The following is a 21,421-nucleotide window of genomic DNA, read 5'->3' as shown; positions in this document are numbered from 1 at the left end:
GTACACTGAGAAATATAAAAAATCGTCCATCTAATTAAAAAACAGATGGACGAATTTGAGATATTCTTTCGAAGGTTGTATACAGGACTATATTAAATTCTGCACATATTCAACTACAACTTCGATAGCCTTTTCGTTGTATCCCCCACGCGGTATGATTATATCCGCATGCTTTTTCGTAGGTTCGACATAAGCATCATGCATTGGCTTTACAGTATTTAAGTATTGGTCTATAACTGACTCTATAGTTCTTCCACGTTCGAAAATATCCCTTTGTAACCTTCTTATAAACCGTTCATCTCCTTCTGTGTCCACATATATTTTCAGGTCAGCCAGTGCTCTCAATTCGTCGTAGTAAAGAGCAAAGATACCCTCGATTAACAGAATTGGCTTTGGTTCGATTTTTGTAGAATTTCCCGTTCGCGTATACAAAGTAAAATCGTAGTCAGGTAATTCTATAGCTTTACCCGTCAAGAGTTCCTTCACATGTTTCACAATCAAAGTGTGTTCAATCATATCCGGATGGTCATAATTGTATTTTTTTCTCTCTTCCAAGGGTATATGCGACATGTCTCTGTAATAATTATCCATTGGGAGCATGACACATTTTTCGGAGCCCAAACGTTCCATAATGCGCTTAGCAACCGTTGTTTTCCCTGAGCCTGTTCCTCCTCCAATAAGTATTATATACATTCTTCGCTACCTCCTGAACGTGGTATCGAACTCTACAGCTTGGATGCCCGAGATTTTGAAAAGGTCTTCTTTACATAATTTACAGCAGCCTCTAATGAAACTCCTCTTTCAACAGCATCATGCACGTGACCGTATCGAACGGAAAGATTGAAATTTGGAGACAGACTTCTTGATTTCTTCTCGATTTGCTGAGCTAACCATTCGGAGCTCCCTTCTCCGTAAATTGCAACATTACTAACACCTAAAATCAATGAAAGATTTCCAAGAACGTATGCGAGCTTATCTATGACTTCAGAGTAAATCTCTTTTGCTTTACTTTCGTCAGTTTTATATAAATTTCTAATTGTCTTCAGTTCATTTAGATAATTTTCCTCGTGGGCTATGAACTCAACAAATGATATCGAACTCCCAGTATATTTCCTGAAAACAACAAAATCAGAAGCAACAGTTTCAAGGCATCCATAAGCTCCACAGTAGCACTTTTCATCTCCACCGAAGTATATGTGTCCTAAAGCTATGTTCTTAAACTCATCTTTACTGAAAAGAGCATGATATTCGTAATAGCATGCTCCGATACCTGTCCCGTAGTTCAGAACAAAGACACGTTCTCTTCCAGTAGTTTTGGACTCATAGGCTGCAATTGCTTCAACATCCGATAAAATAACGTAAGGAACACCTAAAGATTTGAGTTTCAACGATTTCACAGGGTCGTATCGCTCAAGCTTTAGAATCTTTGAGTATACTTTGTCATCAACAACAGTTCCAGAAAATGCTATTCCAATGCTGTCAAAATCATAGAACTTCTCTAAAGTCTTCTTTAGAAGCTCGTTTATACCATCATTGTTTAAAAACTCACTTTTTACTTTATACTCCGAGCTCTCTAATTCTTCACCTTTTCCATTGTAAACAACAGCTCTTATACGTTCTCTACCAACATTTATTGCAAGTATATGCCAGGCTTCCTTGGAAATCGAAATCAATTGAGGAGGTTTTCCCGTTGCTGGGAATTCCTCCTCAATTTCTACATAATCTCGTAATTTATCAAGTAGATATGTCATTGTTGAAGGATTAACACCGATAATCTTCTCAAGTTCCTTTCTCCTAAGTTTTTTTTCTCTCAAAATATGAAGCAGTATTTTGGCTTCGTTCTTCAATTCCCTACCTCCAGTTCAAATAAAACAAAAAAGTCAACTTTTTTCTGTCCACCCTGATTTATTATTATACAGCATAACTTTCATTTAACAACAGATTTTATAACTTCCAAATATCTCTTCACATGTGCAGTTGATAAATACGTTTTTCTAACCTTTTCTTTTGCATTTTTTCCAAACTCGCGGAGTCGGCTTTGATTTTCCAAAAGGTCACAAATAGCATCCGCAAGTTCTTCAACACTTTGCCTCAAATATCCATTAATCCCATCATCAATCTGGATTTTAACCCCACCGACTGGTCGTGCAACAACGGGATGTTCTTTCCACATCATTTCACTAATTACAAGTCCAAAGCCTTCCCTAGTAGCTGTGTGTAAACCTAAAGTAGAAAGTCTTTGAATAGCGTTAACTTCTAAGTGACCAACACCTTTAAGGTCAGTAAGGAATAAAATATCATTATCAACACCTGCGTAGCGCAGGATATCTTCAAAGAAAATCCAACCCTCCGGATCATCCTTTGCCATAGCTGAGACTATTGCAAGTTGTATGTCATATCTTTCTTTAACCTTACGATACACATCGATAGCTGAGAACAAATCCTTCCATGGGTCAAACCTGGCGACAACAGTTATAAGAGGTCTTGAGACGTCGATTTTGTAACGCTCAACTACACTCTTTAACTCTGCTTCTGAAAGTTCTCTGTTCTTTGGACTGAGAGGGTCAATGCTTGGAGGAAATTCAACTGCAATTTTATCAAATGGCGCTCTTACATAGTCCATTATATGGAATAGTGCCTTTTCATACTTCGTCATTTTAGAAGTTAATCTGTTCCAGACTTTCAGGTTGGGGGTACTTGTGTCAATGTGGCATCTCCAAATGTATTTTATGTGTGTATCAGACTTGAAATATGGGATGTAAGCAGGTTGAGGGTCGTGTATTATTACAACATCAGCATCGAGATTCAACTTTTTCGCATTTTCTTCGTTCACTTTTTCAAACAATTCCCACTCTTCTTCTGAAATTTCAATATCCGCACCCTGGAGGGTATTGTGAAGTTTTTTGGTTACATTGAAAAATTCCATAGGTGCTTCTAGTACTTCCCAAGACGCATTCAACCCTGCATCCTTCATCAAAGGAACAATAGTCATGAGCAGTTCAGCAACACCACCACCGTATGCGGTTGCGTTAACGTGCACAACCTTGAGCCCTCTCAGTTCTTTTCCAAGTTCGAATATGGCTTCGACATCTTCTTTCGAGAATATACTGTAACCATCAAGCTTCTTAACCGGTAGTTCCACAGTCATGACCAACGCCTCCTTCTGTCGGTTTTGAGTTGAAAAAATAGATTTTGTTCCATGGTAAATTCGAATTTCGAATATAAGTCCAATATTATTATAACATATATCTTGTATGGTAAACCAAGCAAAAAACTGTAAATTGTTTCATATTAGACAATTAGTTAATCTAACAAAAGTTTTGCTATATCTTATACGTCATTTCTTACTATTTCTACATTTCTTTATTTTAGGTATCTTATGCTATACTACATTTGAAATTCGAAAATGCCCACACTATTTAATAGGAGGTGTAAGTATGAGAAAGTTCTTATTGGCGGTTTTGTTGTTGACACTTGCGGTGGTAGCGTTTTCCGGTTCTCGAGTTACGATAACGATGACGGCGGGTGCAGTTGGTAAAGAACTTGAAGTTCTCTATGCCCAGCTTGACGTTTTCATGAAACAGAACCCGAACATCAAGGTTTCCGTCATGCCTATGCCGAACTCATCAACTGAAAGGCACGACCTTTATGTTACCTACTTGGCTTCTGGAGAAAAAGAACCCACCGTTTTAATGCTTGATGTCATTTGGCCTGCAGAATTTGCACCGTATCTTGAAGATTTAACAGCTGATAAAGATTACTTCGAACTGAACAAATTTCTTCCTGGTACAGTTAAAGCTGCAACAGTGAATGGAAGAATTGTAGCGATTCCATGGTTCACCGATGCAGGCTTGTTGTATTACAGAAAAGACTTACTTGAGAAATATGGATTCAAGAACCCTCCAAAGACATGGGATGAACTTGTGCAGATGGCAAAGACAATAACAGCGAAGGAAAAGAACATGGTTGGTTTTGTGTGGCAAGGCGCAAGGTATGAAGGTTTAGTTTGTGACTTCATGGAATACCTCGTCTCATTTGGTGGAGATGTCCTTGATGAGCAAGGTAATGTTATCATAAACAGTCCTGCTGCTGTGAAAGCCCTTCAGTTTATGGTTGACCTCATTTACACCCACAAGGTTTCTCCGCAAGCTGTTACAACATACATGGAAGAAGAAGCAAGAAGAGCTTTCCAGAATGGTCAAGCAGTGTTCATGAGAAATTGGCCATACGCATGGTCTCTCTTGAATGATCCAAAGGAATCTAAAGTAGCTGGGAAAGTTGGAGTTGCGCCACTTCCAGCAGGTCCTGGTGGCAAATCCGCTGCAACACTTGGTGGTTGGATGCTTGGTATCAACAAGAATGCTACCCCTGAAGAGAAAGAAGCCGCTAAGAAGCTCATCAAGTTCTTAACAAGCTATGAGCAACAACTCTACAAAGCAGTCAATGCGGGACAGAACCCAACGATGATGGATGTTTACAAAGACCCAGCACTCAAAAAGGCAGCTCCATTTATGGTTGAATTGTATGGAATGTTCATCAACGCTGTTCCAAGACCAAGGACAGCGAAATACAGTGAAATATCCGACGTTATTCAGAAATACGTACACGCTGCTTTGACAAAACAAACAACTCCACAAAAAGCAATTGAAGATATGGCAAAAGAACTGAACAAAGTCCTTGGAAAATGAAGTAAATCGAGAACCAATGCGAGTAACCAAAACGATGAAAAATACAACCGGGGGTTAGCCCCCGGTTTTTCAAGAACGTGGAGGTGGACCATTTGAAGGCAAAAACAAAAGAGACTGTTGTAGCATGGGGGATGGTTTTACCGGCAGTTTTAGTAATTTCTGTTATTGCTTTCTTCCCTCTATTCAAAACATTCTACGATAGCTTCTTTGAATTTGGATTGAGACCGGATATAGAGAAAAAGTTTGTCGGGCTTAAGAATTACATAGATTTATTCCATGACGAACGTTTTCTTGCTGCTTTAAAAACAACGGTAATCTTCACCGTTGTTTCTGTAGCTCTTGAAACCGTGTTTGGCCTTTTGATAGCTGTCATTGTGAATCAGCCTTTCAAATTCAGAGGAGTTGTTAGAGCGGCCATGCTCATCCCTTGGGCAATACCAACGGCAATATCGTCGCAGATGTGGAAATGGATGTTCAATGATCAAGGGGGAATAATGACAAAATTTTTAGAAAAGCTAAATATAATAGAGCCTGGTTTTCCTATCCTTGGCTCACCAAACACCGCGCTTTGGGCGATTATCGCAGTAGATGTATGGAAAACAACACCTTTTATGGCTTTGCTCATACTTGCAGGCTTACAATTAATTCCTGAGGAGTTGTATGAAGCTGCAAGAATAGACGGAGCTAATTTGTTACAGAGGTTCACAAAAATTACTCTTCCTATGTTGAGTTCAACGATAGCTGTAGCTTTAATATTTAGAACGCTTGATGCTTTAAGGGTTTTTGATGTCGTATTTATAATGACTCGAGGTAGTGTAGGCACGGAAACTTTGGCTGTTTATAACCGCGTGTTGCTGATGGATAGGGCTTTTACTGGTGCATGGTTTGGCTACGGTTCAGCGCTTTCTGTGATTATATTCTTGTTAATCTCAATATTTGCAATAATCTATATAAAGAGCTTGAAGTTAAAACTGGATTAGAGACCAAAATATAAGAGGTGATAACCGTGTCCACAAAAACTAAAAAATTGATTTTCAAGGTAACATTGACCTTGGCAGTTGTATTTGTTTTAATATGGTGTATTTTTCCATTCTACTGGGCGGTAGTATCATCTTTGAAACCCAATATAGAACTTTTTGATCCAAATCCAACTTTAATACCTAAAAATCCGACATTTTCGAATTATGTAAAAGTTTTTGCGGAAAGACCATTCCACGTAAACATCTGGAATAGCATAGTTGTTTCCGGTATAACAACATTAACCACACTTATTTTCGGTTCCTTTGCGGGATATGCGATAGCACGCTTACAAATGAAAGGGAAAGCATTTGTAATGGCTCTTATCCTTTCTGTTAGTATGTTTCCACAGATTTCTATCTTAGGTTCCCTCTTCGTCATCCTCAGAAAACTTGGAATGATAAACACTTACCAAGGTTTGATTCTGCCATATGTGGCTATTACATTGCCACTGACTACTTGGATACTGCAAAACTTTTTCAGGGACCTTCCAAAAGAGATAGAAGAGGCTGCGGCAATTGATGGTTGCTCTCGTTTGAGAACTCTTTTCCAAATAGTTTTTCCCATGTCTGCACCAGGTCTTGTTGCAACGGGACTTTTAACGTTCATAACAGCATGGAACGAGTTCCTTTTTGCATTTACGTTCATGCAAAAACCCGAGTACTACACCGTTCCTGTTGCTATAGCTATGTTTGCCGGTAGAACCCAGTACGAACAGCCATGGGGTCAATTAATGGCTGCTGCTGTTATTGTAACTGCCCCATTAGTAGTCTTGGTTTTACTGTTCCAAAATAGAATTATATCTGGTTTGAGCGCAGGTGCAGTAAAAGGATGAGTAGGTCAAAAACAGCCATGATACTATTTGTCGGAGAACTTCTTGCAGATCTTATAACTTGGCAAGATTTTCATGTTGCTGAAGATTTTGTTATGAAAACAGGGGGTTCTCCAGGCAATATAGCACGGTTTGCCTCTCAACTTGGAGTTCCAACCAAGATTGTTTCGCGTGTGGGAGACGACCTTATTGGTAGTAGAATTTTGAAAAAGTTGGAGCAAGCAGGAGTGGACATTTCATCGGTTCAGATAGACAAAGACCATGGGACAACACTTGTGTTCGTTCAGAAAACTCCCGATAGTCCTGATTTTTTCGTGATTCGGGGCGCGGATAGGTATCTCAAGTTAGAGGAGCACGAGATTGAGAACATCTTAGATGGTGTTAGCATTGTACACCTGAGCTGCTGGATGCTAACACACGAAGAACTGTATGATACAACAATGAGAATAGTTCGCAAAGCATTAGAAAAGGGAATTCAGATATCATTTGACCCAAATTGCCGGAATAAATTATTCAGTTGCAAGAAGATAAATCTTTCAAGGGTTTTCGAATTATTAAAGTGCACAACATATTCAAAACCTTCCATTGATGATGCAGTTGCTTTATTTGGAATGCCCCACAATCTGATTTCCAACTGTGAAAAGCGAAGTAAAGGATTATTTTTTTCAAACGAAATAGACATTGAATTGGTCAAATATTATGTAAGAAAGTTTCACGAACATGGTGTGAAGTACGTTGTGCTCACAGCAGGGAAAGATGGAGCATTTGCTTTTGATGGAGAAATTTTGGTCCATATCCCAGCTTCTGCAAGAAAAGTAGTTGACGCAACAGGTGCCGGTGATGGATTTTGGGCTGGTATTTACTATGGACTAATTAATGGTTATGATTTTCTACAAGCTTGTAACATAGGTTCCATGGTTGCTGGTTACATTGTCGGTTTTGTTGGTGCGGAGGTTGATATAACCAAACTGAAGACAGAATTTGAAAATTTAAAACGATAGAGGTGAGACCTTGGGCAATATGGTTGAAATAAAAAAAGTAGCTTTCTTTAATCCACAAGGGAATTTTGACAAACATGACAGTCACTTAACAGAGCATCCCGACTTCGGGGGACAGTTAGTTTATGTAAAAGAGCTTGCAAAAGCCATGGGAGAACTTGGCATAGAAGTTGATATTATTACGAGGCAAATTATCGACGAAAACTGGCCCGAATTTGCAGAACCTTTCGATTATTATCCAGACGCTCCTAAAGTTAGGATAGTTCGAATACCGTTCGGTGGAGATAAATTTTTGTGCAAGGAAGATTTATGGAAATATTTGCCCGATTATGTTGACAAAATTTACGAGTTATACAAATCAGAAGGAAGATTTCCTGATTTTGTGACTACTCATTATGCTGATGGTGGTATTTCAGGGGTAATGTTTCTTAAAAAAACAGGAATACCATTTTCGTTCACGGCACACTCTCTTGGTGCATGGAAAATGGAAAAGGTCTTAGAATCGGGAATGTCACGTGAAGATGCTGAAAGAAAATACAAGTTTACAGTGCGTATTACAGCTGAGAATCTCTCAATGCATTATGCTTCGTTCATAGTTTGCAGCACGAATCAGGAAAGATATGAACAGTATTCTCACAAACTCTACGATATAAACCCTTACGACAATAAGTTCAAAGTTATTCCTCCAGGAATCAATCACAAAATCTTTAATCAAGAACCCAAACCAGAAGACAAAGAGATGGAAGAGTATATCAAGCAACTACTCTCAAAAACACCTATAAAAAGGCACAGATTGCCGTTCATAATAATGTCCAGTAGAATCGATAGAAAGAAAAACCACATTGCCGTAGTGAAAGCTTTCTTGCAGAATGAACATCTCAAAGATAAAGCGAACTTACTTATCGTTGTACGTGGCATTAACAACGTCCTGGAATATGTAAACACTGAAAAAACAGAGGAAGCAATAATTCTTAAAGAAATAGTCGAAAGTTCTGTTGATGAAATAGGAAAGAGCATATTTTTCGCAAATGTGTCCGACCAAAGACATTTGGCAAGCTTGTATCGTATTGCGGCTGCAAGAGGGTCAGTGTTTGCACTCCCAGCCCTCTATGAACCTTTTGGGCTAGCTGTTGTTGAAGCTGCTGCTTGTGGTTTGAAAATCGTTGTGACAAAAAACGGCGGACCAGCGGAAATATTTGCACACGGAGAAGGGCTTCTGATAGATCCAAGTAATATCAATGACATTGCAACAAAACTACTGTTTGCTATAGAAAAGTTTGATTCCAAAAAGTCTATAGAACTTGCAAAAAGATTCAGTTGGGAAAACACGGCGCTAGCATATTTGGATAATATAAAACATGTCTTAGATAATAAGGATAGCATAGTTATTGTAGACGAGCAAAAGCTTAAAAAATTCTATGACCTAATTAATACACTCTGAAAAAATGTCTGATTTTTTAAAATTGATAAGTCCCTCAAGATAGACCGAGGGACTTTTTTCTTTTTAATTAACGTATTGAGCAAATATCCTTTTCTTCTCAGTTGAATAATTGTGTATGGGTGGTATAATTTAACCGATGACCCAATCTTGCGTTAAGAAAAAGGGGTGGATTACTTTGAAATTAAGACATCTTTTGGAATCCATTCAAAGGTTTGTTGTTTTTGACAACATACCAGAAGAATTAAAAGACAAGGATGTAACTGGCGTCTTCAACAATTCAAAAAAGGTTGTTCCAGGTTCTCTATTCATCTGCAGGAAAGGAACAAAGTTCGATTCACATACCATTGTTGACACACTTTACAAAGAAAGTGGAGTAGTCGCCTTTGTCACGGAAAGAGAAATCAACAACAACCTTCCTTATGTCCAGGTTTATGACAGCAGACTTGCAGAAGCTTACCTTGCAGCCGAGTTTTACGAACATCCTTACAAAAAGCTAATAACTTTCGGAGTAACTGGTACGAACGGAAAAACTACATGTGCGCATTTATTCCACCATATAATGCAGCAACTGGGGCTCACAGGAAGTTTATCTGGAACAGTCATGAACGACATAATGGGGGACAAATTCTACATACATAACACCACCCCTGATGCGCTAACGATAATGGAAAACATGGCAAAAACGGTAAAGAGTGGTGGAAGTTATTATTCAATGGAAGTTTCTTCCCATTCGTTAGATCAAGCGCGAGTGGAAACCATCAGATTTGACATAGCTGGTCTTACAAACATAACAAGAGACCACCTTGATTATCACCCGACTTTTGAACATTACGTGAATTCAAAGCTCCACTTGTTTGATTTGCTTAAAAAAGATGGAATAGCGGTTGTTCACGAAGATTACGCATCGCTTGTCTCAAGCAAAAAGGTGCCGAAGCTTGTCACATTTGGAACGAGTGAAAACGCAATTTATAGGATTTCAGATATATCAACCACTTGGAATGGGACAACCTTTACACTCACTTCACCTTACGGTACAAAGAAAGTCTACACACAGATGATAGGCGATTACAATGCTTTTAATGTTACCTTGGTTATTGCTGGGTTATTCGAGCTCGGATATGAACCTGACGAAATCATCAGTTACGTAAGCACGTTTAGAGGTGTTGATGGCAGGTTTGAACCAATTCCGGAAGCAAGAAAACTTGGAATTGAAGTAATAGTAGATTTTGCCCACTCACCTGACGCCTTAGAAAAGGTTATACTCGCTGCAAGAAAACTCGCAAAAGGAAGAGTTATAGTTGTCTATGGAGCTGGTGGACAAGCAGATAAAGGCAAAAGACCGATGATGGCAGAAGTGGTAACAAAACTTGCGGATATAGCGATACTTACAACAGATGACCCTCGTGGAGAAGATCCGGAGGAAATTATAAAAGAAGTTGAAAAAGGTGTCCAACCTAATTCTCTTTCGCTTACCGTGCTTGATAGACGCGAGGCTATAGATACAGCAATAACACTTGCAACAAGAGGAGACGTTGTACTTATTACGGGAAGGGGACACGAACCATACCAGATATTCACAGAAACGTTAAAGATACCTTTTAAAGATAGAGATGTCGCGTTGGATATAATTCTTTCGAAAATTAACAAAAATCACTCAAGAGATGTGGATAAATGATAATAAATGATAATTGGAGTGTGAGTGAACGAAATGGAACTGAGAGACTTGGTTGGTCATCGTTTCGTTACAGATTCCAGAGAAGTAAAACCTGGCGATGTGTTTGTTGCGATAAAGGGTAACCGAGTAGATGGACATGACTTTGCAAACCAAGCAGTTCAATCAGGAGCATTTGCTGTTATTGTTGAAAAAGATGTGTCACTACCAAATCAGGTAGTTGTTCCAAACACAGTTGAATTTCTTGGAATGTTCGCTAGTAAGATACTGGAAAAATTCGGTCCGAAGATTGTTGGTATAACAGGTTCTAATGGTAAGACGACAACAAAAGAGATTGTTGCAAACGTGCTCAGTGCGGAAATTCCCACATTTAAAAACGAAGGCAATCTTAATTCGGAAATAGGACTTCCTCTTTCAATTATCAACTCCTATCGCGGCGAACCTGTCATTGTCTTGGAGATGGCTCAAAGAAATGTTGGAGACATTGAATACCTTTGCAAGCTCTTCCCACCTGATATAGGTGTTCTTCTCAATGTAGGAAGTGCACATGTAGGTGTAGCTGGTAATGTCGACAGTATATTCAAAGGCAAATGGCAAATTGTTGAGAATTCAAAAGAAGCTTTGGTTAATTTCGATGATGAGCGAATGAGATGTGAAAAATGCAAATACTTTGGTACAAAAGGTGGAACCTACGTTTTGAAAGAAAGAAGATTTGACGGAAAAAACACATTACTAACATTCGAAACAAGTGAAGGTGAATTTTATTACGCTTTGCCAGGTTTTTGGCCAAAAGCGATGGCCATATCTGTTCTTGTAGCATTCGCTGTTACTGATATGTTGGACATTTTATTCAATCCTATAAAACTTTTGACTTTCAAACCTCTTAAAGGACGGTTTAACATCCATAGGTTGGGAAAAGCTTTCATAATTGACGATACATACAACGCGAGCTATGAGTCTTTTAAACATGGGATAGAAGAAATCAAAGAACATTTTCCAAGACCAGTTTATGCAGTTGTTGGGGCAATGAAAGAGCTTGGAGAGTATTCCACATATTACCATCAATTGCTTTCAAAACTGCTTGAGGAAATTGATGGAGTCGTAGTATATGATAAAGAATCGGAATCCAAAGATATAACTCCAGCCAATCTTTTGTTCAGAAGCGAAAAAGAGGATGAAATTGTGAAATTCATAAAGGATAAGATCTTGGCACCTGAATTTTCCGGAACCCTTTATTTTAAGGCATCTCGAGCAGTTGAGTTAGATAAAATTGTTGACAAGCTTTTAGAGGACACAAACGCTTGAATAAAACTCCAAGGAGGTCTGAATAATGCAAACCTCGAATATTTTCTTTGCAACTGTTCTAATGGCAGAATTCCTGATAGGCTTGTTGGTGTTTCCAAAGTACATTAACTATATGAAAAAACTAAAATTAGGGCAGTACATAAGACAAGAGGGCCCTGATTTGCACAATTATAAAGAAGGCACCCCAACGGCAGGAGGTATAGTCTTTTTAGCAATTGCGCTTATAGCTGGAATCGTTCTTGGGGTGAAAAAAGAACTCCTGCTGACAATTCTTTTCTATGGTTTTATCGGATTTTTGGATGACTTCGTTAGCATAGCGAAGAAGCGCTCTTTGGGACTTAAAGCTTGGCAAAAGTTGGCATTACAGATGCTGTTTTCGATATGGGTAGCCTACACTGTCCTCCAATATCGTGAAAGCACTGTATTTGGTTTTCCTGTTCCAAAGTGGTTTTTTTACATATTTACAATGTTTTTAATTTCAGGGTATTCCAATGCGACTAATCTTACAGATGGGCTTGACGGACTTGCCGGATGGGTATTTGTCACAAGTGCATTGCCGTTTTTACTTTTGGCAAACGATTATAATCAATTGATTTCAATATTAGTTCTCGTAATGCCCTTGCTTGCGTTTCTTGTGTATAACACAAGACCTGCAAAAGTCTTCATGGGTGACACAGGTTCATTAGCGCTGGGAGCTTATATCTCGACGTATGCATTGATGACAAGCAATGAACTTCCCCTTATTTTCTTTACGACCATATTCTTGTTGGAAACAATAAGCGTGATACTCCAGGTTGGTTCGTTCAAGCTTAGGGGGAAAAGAATTTTTAAAATGGCACCTATACATCACCACTTTGAACTGCTCGGCTGGACAGAAGAAAAGATAGTTGGTGTCTTCAGTGCTTGGAACCTTGCAATTGCAATCACTTATCTCTCTTTCCTTTTAAGGTTGTAGAATTATCAAAATCCTTTAACAACGGGGGTTTTTATCACTTGCATTATATGAATCACTACGCGTTGGGAATTATTTTTAGTGTTTTGCTCTCTTCATTCTTGGTCGCATGTTGCAAGAAATTTGGTATACTTCTTGACCATCCATCGGAGAGGAAAGAGCATAGAGAACCAGTTCCTCTCGTTGGTGGTGTAGTTCTCTTTATTTACACATTGTACTTAAAATCTAACCAGCAGTTCACAGATATAAAAAAAGAACTGCCGCTTTATATTGTATTCATTATAGGTCTGATTGATGATTTGGTAGAACTGCGTTATTACACGAAGTTACTTTTGCAATTCTTCGCGGGTTTGTTTTTTATCAACTCATACAATTTTGTATTTACAAACAATATGAAGCTCGACGTGGTTTTGACACTTATTTTTTTCATAACACTACTGAATGCCTTCAACCTTGTGGATGGAATTAACGGACTTCTTGTAGGACTGGCAATAATTTACTTTACATTCACGCAGAATTATGTGTACTTGCCGGTGCTCTTTGTTTTGTTTCTCTTTAACGTGTTCAACAAATTGTTCATGGGTGATTCCGGTGCATTTTTAATTGCTTATTTACTCATCTCTGATGAACAAGTCCCCAGGGAACTTACCAAGGCTCTGGTATTTTTTGGCTATCCTATGTATGAAGTAGCCTCCTCATTTCTGAGGAGGCTACTTTTGAAAAAGAATCCATTTAAACCAGACAGATTTCACTTGCATCACCTAGGAACCAAAGTCTTTGGCAATACGTTCTTTTTGATTCTTGCGTACTCATTGGTCATAGGTTTTGTTTTGTTATCAACCAAGGAATTCGGGTTGTTCGTATATATCGGTCTCAGTTTGTTGATTTTTTTCTTTCAGCTCATTATTATCAAAAACAACAGCAGTATCAACGGCTCCAATGGCGTGCCGGAGAGAGACAAGAGCAACTTCTAATTGTGAATCATCTGGTTCAGCGGTAGTAAGTTTTTGTAGTATCATACCAGGAAGTGCCAAAAATCGGATTTTTGGATATTTGTCAAAAAGTCTCAACAACTCGTAAGAAATTCCTGCAACTACCGGTATTGCGAAGATTCTGAAAATGATGCGTCCTAACATTGTAACTCCGAGAAGACCGTATAAACTGTGCACTAAAATAGCAATTATTAAGAAAATCATAACAAAATTCGTTCCACATCTTGGATGTATCGTTGAGTATTTTCTTGCGTTTTCGACGGTCAATTCCTCGTTGTGTTCGTATGTATGAACTGCCTTATGCTCAGCACCATGGTATCTGAATACGCTTTTAACATCCTCAAAGAGTGATATGAAAAACACATACGATAGGAAAAGACCCAACCTTATTAAACCATCCACCAAAGAAAAGAGAAATTCGTTATCTTTAAACCCTAACCATTTTGTTAAATAAGCAGGAAAGACAATAAACAAGCCTACAGCCAAAACAACAGCAATAAGAATCGAGAAGAAAGATTCGCTTTTCTTCATCTTTTCATCTGTGGAGATTTCGGCACTGAGATTCAATGCTTTCATCCCAAAGTAAAGAGAGTAGTACAGGCTTATAAACCCACGTATAAATGGTATCCTCATCCATTTTTGACTGACACCTGGAATTCCAAGTTCACGAACCTCTATCTCTCCTGACTGCTTTCTAACAGCTACAACTATCTTTTTCCCCATCATTAAAACACCGTCAATTACCGCTTGACCACCGACTTTCAAAATCTTCACCTCTTTCTAGTTTGCTTTACATTTAAAAAAGGTGCCACAACGGCACCTAATTAAAACTATCGTTCACTTTCCTTTTTAATTTCTTGGTAAAATTCCATAACCTTCCTTGCATTTTGGTCTTCTAATATGATTTTGTAGAACTTGTAAGCTTCCATATCTTCTGGTGAGTTTTTTGTCATAAAATAACTAACTACTTTGCTTCGAAATTGTTGCAAATCTTCCTGCGACATTTGCGATATTGAATAGACTATCTCATAAATCCTTTCGTCTGTAATGCAAGCTCTTGCAATAGCTTTCAGTTCTTCCAAACGCTCCTCCATCTTCCATCAAATTCTTTCAGTTTCATAAACTCTTTTCTTAAACTCACTTCTTTTGAAGGTAAACTTTGAAAGATATGCCGGTTCTTGTTTCATTACCAATTTGAATTTCGATGAACGCTGGGACAACGTAGAGGTCTAATCCTTCTTGTTCCAAAAACCTCCTAGCAACGGCCAAAGATTTTGATGCTTGGTTAACTGCACCAGCACCAATAGCTTGAATTTCCACCTTTTCGTTCTTCTTGAGAGAACCCACAATAGCACCCGCAACTTTGTTTGGACTTGACTTTGAGCTGACCTTCAAAATCTCCATAATGCCTATCCTCCTTATTCTGCAGAGATTAGAATCGGCTTATATGTTACTAAGTTTGGTTATATTTTACCACAAAATTATTAAAAAAGCAAATTCTTTTTGCACAAGTCCAATCTTTGATATACACCTTCGTAGACAGATACCAAAAGTTGTCCAAAGTATTTATTTATGCGGACAAGCGAACTTTTTTTGAAAAAACTTTCCCGAAATTTGACATTACTTCCTAAGAAGTGGTATACTATGTGCAGTAATGGGGGTACTGGGGATAGGTGGGAGCTGTCTCTATACGTTATGTGTGCACGCCACAGGCGTGCACACGTTTATTTTTTTTATTACTTTCTACCTAGAGAGAACCGAAATATACTTCGAGCCATCGTCTGGAAAAACGGTTGCAACACGCTGTAAGCCATACTTTTCTTTAACTAATATACTTGCGATTAGGTTAGCAGCGGACGATATTCCTACGAATATCCCTTCCTTCCAAAGCTTAGAAGTCCATCTTATAGCTTCTTCGTCATCTACTTGAATAACTTCATCTACCACCTGTAAATCCAAGATTTTGGGTACGAATCCAGCACCGATGCCTTGGATTCTGTGTTTACCTGGTATTCCTCCAGTTATAACAGGTGATTGTAAAGGTTCTGCACCTATTATTTTGATTTCTGAACAAAAGTTTTTTAGAAACTTCCCAACCCCGGTTATTGTTCCTCCAGTTCCGATACCTGCGACAAAGGCATCCAACTGATAATCCATTTGGCTCAACAACTCTGGTCCGGTTGTCACAAAATGTGCATTTACATTTTCAGGATTCTCAAATTGATTTGGCATGAACGCGGATTTTGTTGAAACAATCTCAAGCGCTTTTTCTACCGCCTTCGACATGTTTTCGGTAAGGATTACGTCTGCACCTAAACTTGTCAATATCTGACGTCGTTCGACAGAAACGGTTTCTGGCATTGTAAGGATTGTTTTTAGACCCAGCTTCGCACCTATCCATGCTAGCGCAATTCCCGTGTTACCGCTTGTCGGCTCGACGATGATAGTATTGGGATTTATTAATCCGTCTTTTAAAGCTTTCAAAATCATAAAGTAGACAGGTCTATCCTTAACGCTACCTGTAAGGTTGTTTCGCTCAACCTTAGCGTAAATAGAGTATTTCTCCAGATAAATAAGAGGAGTCTTTCCGACGATTATATTTCGAAACATACGGACATATTGAGACGGTAGCTGATTGTTGAAATCTTGGTCCATCACATCAGAACCTTCTTTAGGTTGTTTTCCTTTTTGTGACAAAGTTCATCACCCCCATCGTTTTTGTCTATTGTGGAATGAAATAGATGAGATTTCGGGCTTTCTGTGTTATTCTTAAAAACAATACGTGCAGGAATTCCAACAGCTGTTGCTCCTTTTGAAACATCAGAGATAACAACACTGTTCGCGCCTATCTTGGCGTTATCACCTATATATACTGGTCCAAGTACTTTTGCGCCAGCTCCGATAATCACATTCCTCCCAACAGTTGGGTGACGCTTCCCTTTGGTTATGTATTTTGCACCAAGAGTAACACCGTGATACAGTACTGTACCACTACCGACTACCGCTGTTGAACCAATAACAAGACCCGCACCATGATCTATTACAACCCCTGGTTCCAGCACGGCAGCTGGGTGAATATCAACAGTGTACAATATTCGATTGATATGGTATATTAGATAGGCTAAGAATTTGAAATCCGACACGTAGAACGCATGCGATATTCTGTAAAGCCTTAACGACCTGAAACCAGCGTGGAAAAGATATTGGTAGGAGCTTTCGAAAGAGGGGTCTAAACGTCTTAAGTATTCTTTGTCAATCTTAATAGCCTTACTCGCGTTAATTAGCTCTGCTATGAGCTTTTTGATTTTTCTGAAATCTACCAAAAGATGCACCCCATCACAATCACTCTCCATTCATGCAAATTTATTCACTTAGGTCAGACTAAGTATAGGGTATCATAACATTCTAGATTTGTCAAGTACAAAAGTAAAACTCTTAAATTCTTAAAAAGTTCACTAAAGAATAACAAAAAGGCACTCTTGAAATCTTTGATAAATTTATGGTATAATAAACTTGGACATTGTAAAAGGTTATACAAAAGTTCAAGGAGGCGGCGAAATGGTAAAAAGTAACGTGAAAGACCCGAGAAGTGTGATACGCGAGTTGTTAAAAGAAAAAGGTGTAAAACCTACTGTTCATAGAGTGGAGATTTTGGAATACCTTAGTAAGACTTACTCACATCCTTCGGCAGATGATATCTATGAGCATTTTGTTAAAGAGCAAAGACTACCTGTGCTTTCGAGGGCAACTGTGTACAACACCCTTAGAGCTCTGGCAGATGCTGGATTAGTTAAGGTGATTATTACTCCCGATGCTATAAGATACGATTTTGCAAAGGAGAATCATCATCATTTCTACTGCACTCAATGTAAGAAGATATACGATGTTGAACTTAACGTTGAACTTCCAAGTATTACCAATGTCGATGGGCATGAAGTTCGAAATGTACAGCTTACGTTGGTAGGTGTATGCAAAAACTGTTTGGGTCGTTGAGGGTGTAGGATTTCTCTTAAAAAATTTTGCTCATCTTTCTTGGTTTAAGAAAAGATGAGCTTTTGTAAAACACTCAAGGGGAGGTGTGAACATGAGGGATATGACGAAGAAGTTCCTTGAAGATGCTTTTGCGGGTGAATCTATGGCACACATGAAGTATCTCATTTTCGCGGATGAAGCTGAAAAGTCCGGACTTAAGAAATTAGCAAAACTTTTCAAAGCTATTGCTTATGCAGAATTTGTCCATGCAAGGAACCACTTTAAGGCGCTCAAAAAGTTGGGGGATAATCCTGTCAACATCCAGTCCTGTATTGCAGGTGAAACATTCGAAGTAGAGGAAATGTATCCTGTTTACAACGAAACGGCGAAATTGCAAGGAGAAAGAGAAGCACAAATAAGCACATATTATGCGTTGGAAGCGGAAAAGATTCACGCTGAAATGTATAAGAAGGCGCTCGAGCTTGTAAACGCAGGAAAAGACTACGAAGCTGAAAAAATCTACATTTGTTCGGTATGTGGATACACAACCGAAGAAGAAGCACCAGAAAAGTGTCCAGTATGTGGTGCTCCAAAGTCAGCGTTTGTTGAATTTTAAAGCTTTACCACTTTAGCAATCCATGAAAGGGGGTTAGAAAATGATAGGCGATTTTGTAAAATCCGGAGATTTTAAAGGTGAAAAGCACGTTCCAGTAATCTGTGCTCCAGACAAGGTCAAGAAAGGTGAATGGTTCGAAGTTGAAGTATCTGTGGGAAAAGAGATTCCGCATCCAAACACAGTTGAGCACCACATTGCTTGGATAGAACTTTATGCAATGCCAGAAGGCGCACCTTACATATTAAGAATTGGAAGATACGAATTCTCACCAACGCTCGAAGAACCAATCGTCAAAGTCAAAATAAAACTTGAGAAAACTTCAAAGCTTATCGCCTTATCCTACTGTAACCTACACGGTCTTTGGGAAGGTTTCGCAGACGTTGTTGTAGAAGAATAATAGCTCTCAAACAAGTTAAGCTAAAGCCCCCTCTCTCAGGGGGCTTTGCTGTTCGTTATATCTCATTATTTAAACAGCGTTGTTAGAAACGTAAGCATCGGAGAAACCAAAAGCGCCGGCAAGTAATTTCCTACCTTTGTATCTTTTATTTCAAGTATCCTCAGACCTATCCCAAAGACCATCAAGCCACCGACCGCGACAAGGTCATTCAGATATATCGGATTTGTCAAAAAGGTCAATAATCCTGCAAAGAGTGTTATTCCACCTTGAATTACCAACACACTGACAGCAGAGAGCATTACTCCGAGTCCATATGTTGACGAAAGAACAATAGACGAGACGAAATCAAGTAGTGACTTTGTGTAAATAAGACTGCCATCACCTTTGAGACCTGCGGTTATGGAACCAACAATTGTCATAGGTCCTACAAGGAACAACAGAGAAGAAGTCACAAATCCGGTTGAAAAATCGCCTTCTTTGATACTATCTCCAATTGCTTTCAACTTGCCTTCTATATTAAAAAATTCGCCAATCACACCACCCAGAACCATGGAAAACAATACTATTAGAAAATTATTTGCCCCTAGAATCATCTTTGAACCTATTCCAATCGTCGATAAACCAACAGCTATAAACAAGACTTTTTTGTACCTCTCCGATATGCCTTTCCTAAAGAAGAAACCAATAGAACTTCCAAGAACAACAGCAAAGGCATTTACAACTGCTGGTATCAAACCTGTTACATTCGCCATATTCAAATCCCCCCTAGTTTTCAAAGGTTATTCATCTTTATTCATCTTAGAAAGGCAGATAAATTGCAAAATTGACAAAGCTTTTAGGTTTATCAAGTAACTCTTTTCCACCAGCTTCAAGTGAAAAAATTATGTTATTTATACCAGCTATTCTGAAATTGTAACCTACTGATAGACATAGATTTAAACTTGAATTGTAAGGTAAATAAATACTTGGCGATAGATACAACCCTTGTGTATGCTTAGAAGACAGTCTAAAACCAATTGATAAGTAGCTAACCCCTATATCGGCGAAAAAATAAGAATAGGAATCATTCCACGTTCTGAACTCGACCCCGATGAAATTTTCGGTGTTCAGGAATACAAAAACCTTAGAAACACTGGTGTCTCCGAGTGCAAGTGAGGAAAAAGCCAAAATAACAATCATTGCTATGATGAATGGGTTCTTTTGCGTCAAATCGAATTCACCTCCGATCTAGATTTTCATGTCTATTCAAAACTTTCAAGTAATGTGTAATATAGACTCTCATGCAATCTTCTATCTGTTGCTTTAGGAAGAATCATATTTCTTTCAGGTTCAATAGTTTTTGAAATTATCTCAGCAGCTTTCATAAGTGTTAAAAGCGTTATCTTTCTTTGCTTTTCCACAGCTGCACGCATGATTCCTGGGAATGCCAGTAAGTTATTTACTTGGTTTGGATAATCTGACCGACCTGTCGCAACTATAAATGCTCCGTTTTCATAAGCGACTTCAGGTGCTATTTCAGGTGTTGGATTGGCAAGAGCAAATATTATAGGCTTCACAGCCATTTGCTTAATATCTTCACCTGTTAAGATGTTGCCCTTTGAAACCCCGATGAAGACATCAGCTTCCTTCAAACATTCTCTAAGAGTTGCGGAAATGTTGCTTGGATTTGTAAGTCTTGCAATCTCCAGGTGGTATTTATGAAGTGATGTTTTCTCATTCAACAAACCGTCGATATCACAAGCAAAAATATTCTTTGCTCCAAATTCGAGAAGAAGTTTTACTATATTGTAGCCAGCAGCACCTATACCATTTACCACAATTTTCACATCAGATATTCTTTTACCTGCCAATTTCAAAGCATTTAACAATCCAGCTACCACAACAACGGCTGTTCCTTGTTGGTCATCGTGAAACACGGGAATAGTCATTTCATTATCCAGACGGTTCAATATTTCAAAACATCTTGGAGCAGATATATCTTCTAAATTTATTCCTCCAAAAGAAGGTTCAAGAGCTTTTACAATGTTTACTATTTCCTCCACATTTTGAGTACCGAGACATATTGGGAACGCATCTAAATTTCCGAATTCCTTAAAAAGCATAGCTTTTCCTTCCATAACTGGTAAAGCACCGTAAGGACCTACGTTGCCAAGACCAAGGACCGCACTTCCATCACTTACGACCGCTATTGTATGTTTCCGCCTGGCGTATATAAAACAATTTTCTGGGTTTTTCGCACATTCGAGTGCAACCTCCGCAACTCCAGGTGTATAGAGATATTTTAAGTTATCTTCAGTAACTTCCAATGGTGTGGTTATCCTGTACTTTCCTTGTAAAAGCTTGTGAATATCTAAAGGTCCCATTTATCATGCACCTCCTGGAATTTTACGAAAAAACAGAAATAGATTATTTGAATTTTATTCAATTTTTGTAGTTTTTCCTGTTTCGTTTCGCAATAATCACGAATAGATATGATATAATTATTTTTGGAAATGGTTTCAAAACGTGTCTCATCAATTTTCAAAAGAGGTGATATTTA

General features: G+C 38.5%; 22 protein-coding genes and 1 pseudogene. 12 read left to right on the top strand and 11 right to left on the bottom strand.

The features are described from left to right. Window positions 1-87: 87 nt before the first annotated feature. From udk to JM64_RS04055, 3 genes are all read right to left on the bottom strand, one after another. Window positions 88-693, bottom strand: a complete 606-nt coding sequence (gene udk, locus JM64_RS04065; protein ID WP_064011591.1) for a uridine kinase — start codon at window positions 691-693, stop codon at window positions 88-90. A gap of 32 nt (window positions 694-725) precedes the next feature. Next, a complete protein-coding gene (locus tag JM64_RS04060; protein WP_064011590.1) occupies window positions 726-1,847 on the bottom strand; it encodes an ROK family transcriptional regulator in 1,122 nt (373 codons plus the stop codon). An 80-nt stretch (window positions 1,848-1,927) separates the two neighbouring features. Next, window positions 1,928-3,148, bottom strand: a complete 1,221-nt coding sequence (locus JM64_RS04055; RefSeq protein ID WP_064011589.1) for a glycosyltransferase — start codon at window positions 3,146-3,148, stop codon at window positions 1,928-1,930. 289 nt (window positions 3,149-3,437) lie between these two features. Here JM64_RS04055 and JM64_RS04050 point away from each other — a divergent pair, with 289 nt between their 5' ends. From JM64_RS04050 to JM64_RS10150, 9 genes and pseudogenes are all read left to right on the top strand, one after another. After that, window positions 3,438-4,688: an ABC transporter substrate-binding protein gene (locus tag JM64_RS04050; RefSeq protein WP_064011588.1), complete on the top strand. Its 1,251-nt coding sequence runs from the start codon at window positions 3,438-3,440 to the stop codon at window positions 4,686-4,688. 131 nt (window positions 4,689-4,819) lie between these two features. Further along, window positions 4,820-5,668, top strand: coding sequence for a carbohydrate ABC transporter permease (locus JM64_RS04045; RefSeq protein ID WP_064012501.1), 849 nt, complete (start codon window positions 4,820-4,822; stop codon window positions 5,666-5,668). A gap of 26 nt (window positions 5,669-5,694) precedes the next feature. Continuing rightward, window positions 5,695-6,540 carry a carbohydrate ABC transporter permease gene (locus JM64_RS04040; protein ID WP_064011587.1) on the top strand — a complete coding sequence of 282 codons (846 nt, stop codon included), beginning with the start codon at window positions 5,695-5,697 and terminating at the stop codon, window positions 6,538-6,540. After that, on the top strand, window positions 6,537-7,538 hold the full coding sequence (locus JM64_RS04035; RefSeq protein ID WP_197473457.1) for a carbohydrate kinase family protein: 1,002 nt from the start codon (window positions 6,537-6,539) through the stop codon (window positions 7,536-7,538). The genes JM64_RS04040 and JM64_RS04035 overlap by 4 nt, the downstream gene beginning before the upstream one ends. Window positions 7,539-7,557: 19 nt before the next feature. Then, window positions 7,558-8,976, top strand: coding sequence for a glycosyltransferase (locus JM64_RS04030; protein ID WP_082868400.1), 1,419 nt, complete (start codon window positions 7,558-7,560; stop codon window positions 8,974-8,976). Window positions 8,977-9,151: 175 nt separating this feature from the next. Then, window positions 9,152-10,651, top strand: coding sequence for a UDP-N-acetylmuramoyl-L-alanyl-D-glutamate--2,6-diaminopimelate ligase (locus JM64_RS04025; protein WP_064011585.1), 1,500 nt, complete (start codon window positions 9,152-9,154; stop codon window positions 10,649-10,651). A 33-nt stretch (window positions 10,652-10,684) separates the two neighbouring features. Beyond that, window positions 10,685-11,953, top strand: coding sequence for a UDP-N-acetylmuramoyl-tripeptide--D-alanyl-D-alanine ligase (locus tag JM64_RS04020; protein ID WP_082868285.1), 1,269 nt, complete (start codon window positions 10,685-10,687; stop codon window positions 11,951-11,953). 25 nt (window positions 11,954-11,978) lie between these two features. Then, entirely contained in the window at window positions 11,979-12,908 is a 930-nt protein-coding gene (gene mraY / locus JM64_RS04015; protein ID WP_064011584.1) for a phospho-N-acetylmuramoyl-pentapeptide-transferase, read from the top strand. A 47-nt stretch (window positions 12,909-12,955) separates the two neighbouring features. After that, a pseudogene (locus JM64_RS10150) lies at window positions 12,956-13,510 on the top strand (undecaprenyl/decaprenyl-phosphate alpha-N-acetylglucosaminyl 1-phosphate transferase); the annotation flags it as partial. 231 nt (window positions 13,511-13,741) lie between these two features. On the opposite strand, the gene JM64_RS04010 reads toward JM64_RS10150, so the two are convergent. The 5 genes from JM64_RS04010 to epsC form a co-directional block, all read right to left on the bottom strand. Next, complete coding sequence (locus tag JM64_RS04010) at window positions 13,742-14,662, bottom strand: DUF1385 domain-containing protein (protein ID WP_064011583.1); 921 nt, start codon at window positions 14,660-14,662, stop codon at window positions 13,742-13,744. Between the two features lie 65 nt (window positions 14,663-14,727). Further along, window positions 14,728-14,979: a hypothetical protein gene (locus JM64_RS04005; protein ID WP_082868283.1), complete on the bottom strand. Its 252-nt coding sequence runs from the start codon at window positions 14,977-14,979 to the stop codon at window positions 14,728-14,730. Window positions 14,980-15,034: 55 nt separating this feature from the next. After that, a complete protein-coding gene (locus JM64_RS04000) occupies window positions 15,035-15,301 on the bottom strand; it encodes a stage V sporulation protein S (RefSeq protein WP_033191168.1) in 267 nt (88 codons plus the stop codon). Window positions 15,302-15,640: 339 nt separating this feature from the next. Next, a complete protein-coding gene (locus JM64_RS03995) occupies window positions 15,641-16,507 on the bottom strand; it encodes a PLP-dependent cysteine synthase family protein (RefSeq protein WP_064012498.1) in 867 nt (288 codons plus the stop codon). A 44-nt stretch (window positions 16,508-16,551) separates the two neighbouring features. After that, the gene (epsC, locus tag JM64_RS03990) at window positions 16,552-17,229 is read right to left on the bottom strand and encodes a serine O-acetyltransferase EpsC (protein WP_231882468.1); all 678 of its coding nucleotides are present in this window, start codon (window positions 17,227-17,229) and stop codon (window positions 16,552-16,554) included. Between the two features lie 226 nt (window positions 17,230-17,455). On the opposite strand from epsC, the gene JM64_RS03985 reads away from it, so the two are divergent. The 3 genes from JM64_RS03985 (at window position 17,456) to JM64_RS03975 (ending at window position 18,882) form a co-directional block, all read left to right on the top strand. Beyond that, complete coding sequence (locus JM64_RS03985; RefSeq protein ID WP_064011580.1) at window positions 17,456-17,890, top strand: Fur family transcriptional regulator; 435 nt, start codon at window positions 17,456-17,458, stop codon at window positions 17,888-17,890. A 91-nt stretch (window positions 17,891-17,981) separates the two neighbouring features. Beyond that, window positions 17,982-18,485 (top strand): rubrerythrin family protein, encoded by a 504-nt coding sequence (locus tag JM64_RS03980; RefSeq protein ID WP_064011579.1) that lies wholly within the window; start codon window positions 17,982-17,984, stop codon window positions 18,483-18,485. Between the two features lie 40 nt (window positions 18,486-18,525). After that, on the top strand, window positions 18,526-18,882 hold the full coding sequence (locus JM64_RS03975) for a class II SORL domain-containing protein (RefSeq protein WP_064011578.1): 357 nt from the start codon (window positions 18,526-18,528) through the stop codon (window positions 18,880-18,882). Window positions 18,883-18,947: 65 nt separating this feature from the next. Here JM64_RS03975 and JM64_RS03970 read toward each other — a convergent pair whose 3' ends face one another. From JM64_RS03970 to JM64_RS03960, 3 genes are read right to left on the bottom strand one after another with little or no spacing between them, the layout of a single operon-like run. Continuing rightward, entirely contained in the window at window positions 18,948-19,634 is a 687-nt protein-coding gene (locus JM64_RS03970; protein WP_064011577.1) for a DUF554 domain-containing protein, read from the bottom strand. A gap of 46 nt (window positions 19,635-19,680) precedes the next feature. Continuing rightward, window positions 19,681-20,091 carry a hypothetical protein gene (locus tag JM64_RS03965; protein ID WP_064011576.1) on the bottom strand — a complete coding sequence of 137 codons (411 nt, stop codon included), beginning with the start codon at window positions 20,089-20,091 and terminating at the stop codon, window positions 19,681-19,683. 32 nt (window positions 20,092-20,123) lie between these two features. Continuing rightward, window positions 20,124-21,245: an NAD(P)-dependent malic enzyme gene (locus JM64_RS03960; RefSeq protein ID WP_064011575.1), complete on the bottom strand. Its 1,122-nt coding sequence runs from the start codon at window positions 21,243-21,245 to the stop codon at window positions 20,124-20,126. Between the last annotated feature and the right edge of the window lie 176 nt (window positions 21,246-21,421).

The organism is Fervidobacterium pennivorans, from assembly GCF_001644665.1.
GTDB lineage: Bacteria > Thermotogota > Thermotogae > Thermotogales > Fervidobacteriaceae > Fervidobacterium > Fervidobacterium ngatamarikiense.
This window is presented reverse-complemented; position numbering and strand designations above follow the sequence as displayed.